This is a genomic window from Methylobacterium nigriterrae (genome assembly GCF_037106235.1).
Classification (GTDB): Bacteria; Pseudomonadota; Alphaproteobacteria; order Rhizobiales; family Beijerinckiaceae; genus Methylobacterium; species Methylobacterium nigriterrae.
Genome location: NZ_JBAWTG010000203.1, coordinates 1 through 5,965 on the forward strand (window position 1 = coordinate 1; position 5,965 = coordinate 5,965).

Sequence of the window (5,965 nt, forward strand, 5' to 3'; positions counted from 1 at the left end):
GCGGCTGGTCGGCCAACGAAGAGTTCAGGGCATCCATGCCGCGCTCCTGCACGAGATCGGATCACCCCTCATACACCCCATTCTTGTGACACAGTAGTAGTAGCAGGATTAAGCGCCTGGGAAACCGTCGTTTTTCCGATAGCTTTAGTTGACATGTTGATTTGAAGAAGGTCTGCCTATTAGCTTCTGCCATGCAGTTCTTCGACTCCCACGGCGTGCGCATCGCCTACATCGACGTGGCTCCGGCCTCCGGCGCGGGCGATCCGGTTCTTCTCATCCACGGGTTCGGGCCGAACCATGCCGTGAACTGGGTCAACACCCAGTGGGTGAAAACCCTGACGCACGCCGGCTACCGGGCCATCGCGCTCGACAACCGCGGCCACGGCCAGAGCGATAAGCTCTACGACCCCGCCGCCTACACGCCCACCGTCATGGCCGAGGACTCCCGACGGCTGCTCGATTATCTCGGGATCGGCCGGGCCGACGTGATGGGCTACTCGATGGGCGCCCGCGTCGCGGCCACCCTGGCGCTCAATCATCCCGAGCGCGTGCGCTCGCTCCTGATCGGCGGGCTCGGCATCCATCTCGTCGAAGGCGAGGGCCTGCCGCCCGGCATTGCGGATGCCATGGAGGCGCCCTCCCTGGATGTGCTCACCGACCCGACCGAGCGCATGTTCCGCGCCTTCGCCGAGCAGACGAAGAGCGACCGCAAGGCGCTCGCCGCCTGCCTGCGAGGCTCGCGCCAGAACCTGTTGCGCGGGCAGGTCGCGCAGATTTACGTGCCGACATTGATCGCCGTCGGCACCAAGGACCACCTCGCCGGCTCGCCACAGGAGCTGGCCGCCGTTATGCCGAACGCCCGCGCCCTCGACATCCCGAACCGCGACCACAACGTCTCGGTCGGCGACATGAACCACAAACGGGGCGTTCTCGCCTTCCTGGCCGAGCGGCCCTGAGGGGTCTGTCGCAAACGCGAACGCGATGACGTTCACCAGCCGTTAGGCATGCCGACCGAGCTTGCCGCCTCCGCTCTGGAGCCGGCCCATGATGCTCAACGCCCTCGCCCTCAAGCCGAAGAAACGGGCCTATAGCAACTCGTGAGCAAGCAGCCCCAATACCGTCGTCCCTTCCTGGCTGGGGACAACAGGAGCACTTTTATAGAGATCATCTTCCTCTCTGTCCCTATTATCCTCGGGTTGGCCCTCCGGCGACGACCGAGCATCCCATCGAACACACGGGGTCAGCGTCTGTCAGCCCGGCCCTTGCGGACCGTGGTCGCGTAGGCGCGGTCGAGATCGTCTGAGGCGCGGTCGTTGAAGCGATGCTCGATCCCATCGAAGGCCGCTGTGACGGGCCTTCTCAGGAAGCACGCCGGTGGATCCGCCGAACGACCAAACAGGGCCCGAAGCGGAATGGCCGATCCTGGCCGAGAGCGGCCTGTCCGCTTCGGGCGCAAATCGCTGGTAAACGGACGTTCGGCGGGGCGCATGTGAAGGCCTCGAATGACCCGCTGCAGCCCTTCACGGCGCGTGTGAGGAATGTCCGGTCGAGAGCGTATTCCGGACAATTGATTTCCTAACAGGGTTTCCTGACGCGGGCAGCCAAGGGGCCAGGGCACCGGGCAGGACGCAATCGGCGTGCATGGTTTCCCGTCGTTTTCCAGTCGGCCAATCCAGCGGGGCAAAGAGCGCTTGGGTGGTCCTTTGGGGTGTTGTCCGAAAGGAAGGTTGTTCGCTGATCGGATCCAAGCCTTGCGGACGGGATTTCTTGGGCTCCTCCTGCTGTCCGTATGGGCATGCTCTAACGGGCACCGTGGCTCATGCGATGGTTGCAGGGCTCTCAGCAGCAGCCGCTTCCGGCCTTTTACGGCCCCGCAGAAGATCCGCTTCTCGGCAGCTCGGTAGACGATGACCTACGACTGGAACGGGTAGTTTGCGATGGTCTACTTCCTAGCAATGAGTGAGCTGGATCTGATCTTGCAACTTGACCTCGATCGCTGCTGAGGGACGCCATCGCGTCCGGGTCGAGCAAAGCGAGGGCCGATCCGCGCGAGGGGGCTGAAGCGCGAACCGGCCGTCTATCGCCCAACGGAGGCCGTCGGGGGATCCGGAGAGCAACGATCTTAGTGAGCCTCAACGGGACCCGAGGACCGCTGCGGTTTCTTCAGGATGGCTACCACCCCGAGACTGAGCACGAGGCTGACGCCCACGAGGTAGAACCCGTCCGCGTAGGCCATGACTGTCGCCTCGCGGCGGACCTGTTGCGCCAGCATGCCGATAGCGGCGCTCTTGGCGGCAAGCGGGTCGGCGATGTGAGCGTGCAGCCCGGCCGCCAGCGCCGCGAGCCGATCTTGGGTGCGGGTCGCGTTCACCGTGATGGCCTCGGCCAGCACTGAGAAGTGCATGTGCTCGCGTCGGTCGATCATCGTCGACAGCATGGCGATGCCGATCGAACCGCCGAGGTTGCGCATCATATTCGACAGGGCCGAGGCGTCTGCCGTGTCCCGGGGCGCCAGGCCCGCCGTCGAGAGCTGCGACAGCGGGATGGTGAAGAGCGGCTGGCCGATGGCGCGTAGCAGTTGCGGCAGGATCAGCTGGTCGGCCCCGACATCGTGGGTGAGCCCCACGTTGATCCAGCAGCTCGCGATGAAGAACAGAGTGCCGGCCACCACCAGCAGCCGCGCGTCGAAGCAGCGCATGATCAGCGGCATCATGGGGAAGAGCAGCAACTGCGGCAGGCCCGACCACATCACGACGTAGCCGATCTGCTGGGCGTTGTAGCCCTGGATCTGCGCGCAGTAGACCGGGATGATGTAGATTGATCCAAACGAGACGGCGCCGAGCACCGTCATCAGCACGCAGGCTCCCCCGACCGAACGGTTGGCCAAGACCCGCAGGTTGATGAACGGCCGCTCGGCGGTCAGCTCGCGCAGGATGAAACCGGTGATGCCCGCCGCCGCCAGCAGCGACGCGTTCACGATGGCCTGCGAGCCGAACCAGTCCTTCCGCTGGCCCTCCTCCAGCACATAGGTCAGCGCCGGAAGCCCAGTCGCCATCAGACCGATGCCGATCCAGTCGCCCTTCCACAGCTCGCCCCAGCGGGCCGGCACGCTGTCGAAGGCGCCGAGCTGGATGGCCGCGGCCAGGGGGCCGAAGATCAGGTTCAGGTAGAAAATGTAGTGCCAAGACAGGTTGTCGGTGAGCCAACCGCCCGCCGTCGGGCCGATGGCCGGCGCGAACGTCGCGGTCAGCCCGAACATGGCGATGCCGATGGGCTGCTGCGCCTTCGAGAGCCGCGTGCGCACGATGACGATGGCGGTCGGGATCAGGACGCCGCCCGTGAAGCCCTGCCCGGCGCGGAACAGGATCATCTGGCTTAAGGACGAGGACAGCGCGCAGGCCAGCGAGAAGCCGGTGAACAGCATCGTGTTCACGGCGAGATACCGGCGCAGGCCGATCACCGAGGACAGCCAGCCGGTCAGCGGGATCACGATGATCTCGGCCATCAGGTAGGCGGTCGAGATCCAGCTGCCCTCCTCGGTCGAGGCGCCGAGCGCGCCCTGAATGTCGGCGAGCGAAGCGTTGGTGATCTGGATGTCGAGGATGGCTGTGAAGGCGCCCAGGATCGCGCCGAACACGGCGAGCCAGTCCCGACCACTCGCCTTCGCCTCGGGCACACCGCCGGTTGCCGCGGCGGAACTCATTGCGGCAGCGCCTCGCTGACGAGCGCGGGCGAAGCCTTGCTCTGGCGCGGCCGGACCTGCTCGACGGGATCCAGTGTGTGGACCGTGGCCTCCACCGACAGGCCGGGGCGGAGGCGCGCGACCAGCGGGTCCGTGTCGTCGAGGGCGATGCGCACGGGCACGCGCTGCACCACCTTGGTGAAGTTGCCGGTGGCGTTCTCGGGCGGCAGCAGCGCGAACTGAGCACCGGTGCCCGGGGAGAAGCTCTCGATCCGGCCCTCAAACTCATGGTCCCCGAAGGCGTCTACCGTGAAGGTGACGCGCTGGCCCTCAACCATGTGCCCGGTCTGGGTCTCCTTGAAGTTCGCCACGAGGTAGATGTCGCGGCCCATAGGCACGAGGGTCAGGAGACCGGTGCCGGCCGAGACGAACTGCCCGACCCGAAGCGAACGGTCGCCCGCGACGCCGTTAGTCGGCGCGGTGATGGTCGTGTAGGTCAGGTTGAGCTTGGCCTGCTCGACCTTCGCCTGCGACGCCTCCAGGCTCGCCCGGGCGCTGGCCTCCAGCGCCTTCAGGGAGTCGACCTGCTTCCTGGCCGCTTCGAGGGACGCGATGGCCTTGTCGTGTGCCGCCCGCTTCTGTCGCAGGTCGGAGTCGGCCTGCTGCTGGCGCTGCACCGTGCCCGAGCCGGTCTGCAGCAGGTTCTGGTAGCGGGTGTACTCCTTGCCGGCGAAGTCGAGCGCCGCGTCCGTGTTCTCGACCTCGGCCTGCGAGGACTGGACCTGCGCCATCTGCTGCGTGATGACGGCGGCCGTGCCGAGAAGCTGGGCGCGGCTCTTCTCGACCTCGGCCTCGGCCTGCTTGAGCATGACCCGGTACTCGCGGTCATCGAGCCGGGCGATCACGTCGCCGGCCTTCACCGGCTGGTTGTCGCCGACCATGACCTCGGCGATGTGGCCGGCGATCCGCGGCGCGACCGTGACCTTGTCGGACTGCAGGTAGGCGTCCTCGGTAGTCTCCAGGAAGCGGCCCACCGTCCACCAGTGCCAGCCATAGGTTCCGCCGCCGCCGAGGGCGGCAAGGACGACGAGAGACAGGATCACGCGGCCCTTCCGGCGCTTGCGCGTCGGAGTCGTCGGGGTGGCTGCCGCCGGGGTGGACGGGGTCGCGGTCCCCGGCGAAGCGGGTGTGACGTCCGGTTGTGGAAGGTCTCTGGGACGAGCGTCCATGGCGGTAGCCAACATCAAAACGATACGGTAAAGTATGGATAAATGAGAGACGTGCCTAAGGCAAGAAGACAGATGATGGAAACGGTGGCGGAACGGCCGACGGCACAGAAGCGGGGTACCGGTGGGCGCCCGACCCGCGAGGAAGCGGCGCGGCGGGAGGCGCGCATCGTCGAAATCGCCATGCAGCTCTTCATCGAGCGCGGCTTCGACGCCACTTCGATCGATGCGGTGGCAGAGGCCGCCGGCGTGAGTAAGCCGACGCTCTATGCGCGCTACCGCGACAAGCGCGCTCTGTTCGAGGCCGTGCTGAAGGAGCGGGTCCGCGAGTGGCTGGCGCCGCTCTCGGCCGCTGCCGAGGTGCAGGCTCTACGGACGGAGCCCAGGGATGCGGAGCTAGTGCTGGACGAGTTGAGCCGCACCCTGCTCGCCCGCTCGCAGGATCCCGGTGCGGCCGCGCTCACGCGCTGCATCGTCGCCCAGGCCCTGCAGTTTCCGGATCTGGCCAGGCTCGCCTACGAGGAGGGCTGGTTGCGTGGCGTACGGGCCATCGCCCGGCTCCTGGAGATCTTAGCTGCGCAGGGCCAGCTCGAGATCGACGACGTCGAGATCGCCGCCGACCTGTTCCTCAACCTCATCCTCGGACGCAGTTCGAAGCAGGCCCTCTACGGCATTCAGGTCGACCCGGAGGCGCAGGAGAGGCGCCGTCGCGCGGCCGTCGCGCTGTTCCTCGCGGGCGTCCGCCGGTCCGGCAAGGTTTGAAGCCGCGTGCGACTGGGATGAGGGCCGAACCGGCAATCAGCTCGTCCTCAAGCGTCACACTCTCGGGTCACATTTGGCTGCTTTGGCGGCAACGCGCTCGAAGCGAACGTCGGCATTCGGGCAGCAACCCAATGACTGCTTGCCACCTAAACGGCCCTCGATCTCCACAGGGGTATACCCCAATGTGAACCTCAGCGCATTCGCGTTTGCGACATGTGTGGACGCCCCTTTAGGAGCAAGAGAAATCTTCAAGAGCGGTGTGGCACGTGGTCGGGTGCTGACATGTGTGCGGCCT

At 66.2% G+C, this 5,965-nt stretch carries 4 protein-coding genes; 2 read left to right on the plus strand and 2 right to left on the minus strand.

Annotation, left to right across the window (positions count from 1 at the left end):
- The first annotated feature begins 191 nt into the window (after window positions 1-191).
- The gene (locus WDW90_RS34060; protein ID WP_336492127.1) at window positions 192-956 is read left to right on the plus strand and encodes an alpha/beta fold hydrolase; all 765 of its coding nucleotides are present in this window, start codon (window positions 192-194) and stop codon (window positions 954-956) included.
- A 1,166-nt stretch (window positions 957-2,122) separates the two neighbouring features.
- Here the strand turns inward: WDW90_RS34060 and WDW90_RS34065 are convergent.
- The gene (locus WDW90_RS34065) at window positions 2,123-3,703 is read right to left on the minus strand and encodes a DHA2 family efflux MFS transporter permease subunit (RefSeq protein WP_336492129.1); all 1,581 of its coding nucleotides are present in this window, start codon (window positions 3,701-3,703) and stop codon (window positions 2,123-2,125) included.
- Window positions 3,700-4,785, minus strand: a complete 1,086-nt coding sequence (locus tag WDW90_RS34070) for an HlyD family secretion protein (protein WP_336492130.1) — start codon at window positions 4,783-4,785, stop codon at window positions 3,700-3,702. The genes WDW90_RS34065 and WDW90_RS34070 overlap by 4 nt, the downstream gene beginning before the upstream one ends.
- Before the next feature lie 198 nt (window positions 4,786-4,983).
- Here WDW90_RS34070 and WDW90_RS34075 point away from each other — a divergent pair, with 198 nt between their 5' ends.
- Entirely contained in the window at window positions 4,984-5,670 is a 687-nt protein-coding gene (locus WDW90_RS34075; RefSeq protein WP_336492131.1) for a TetR/AcrR family transcriptional regulator, read from the plus strand.
- Window positions 5,671-5,965: the final 295 nt, after the last annotated feature.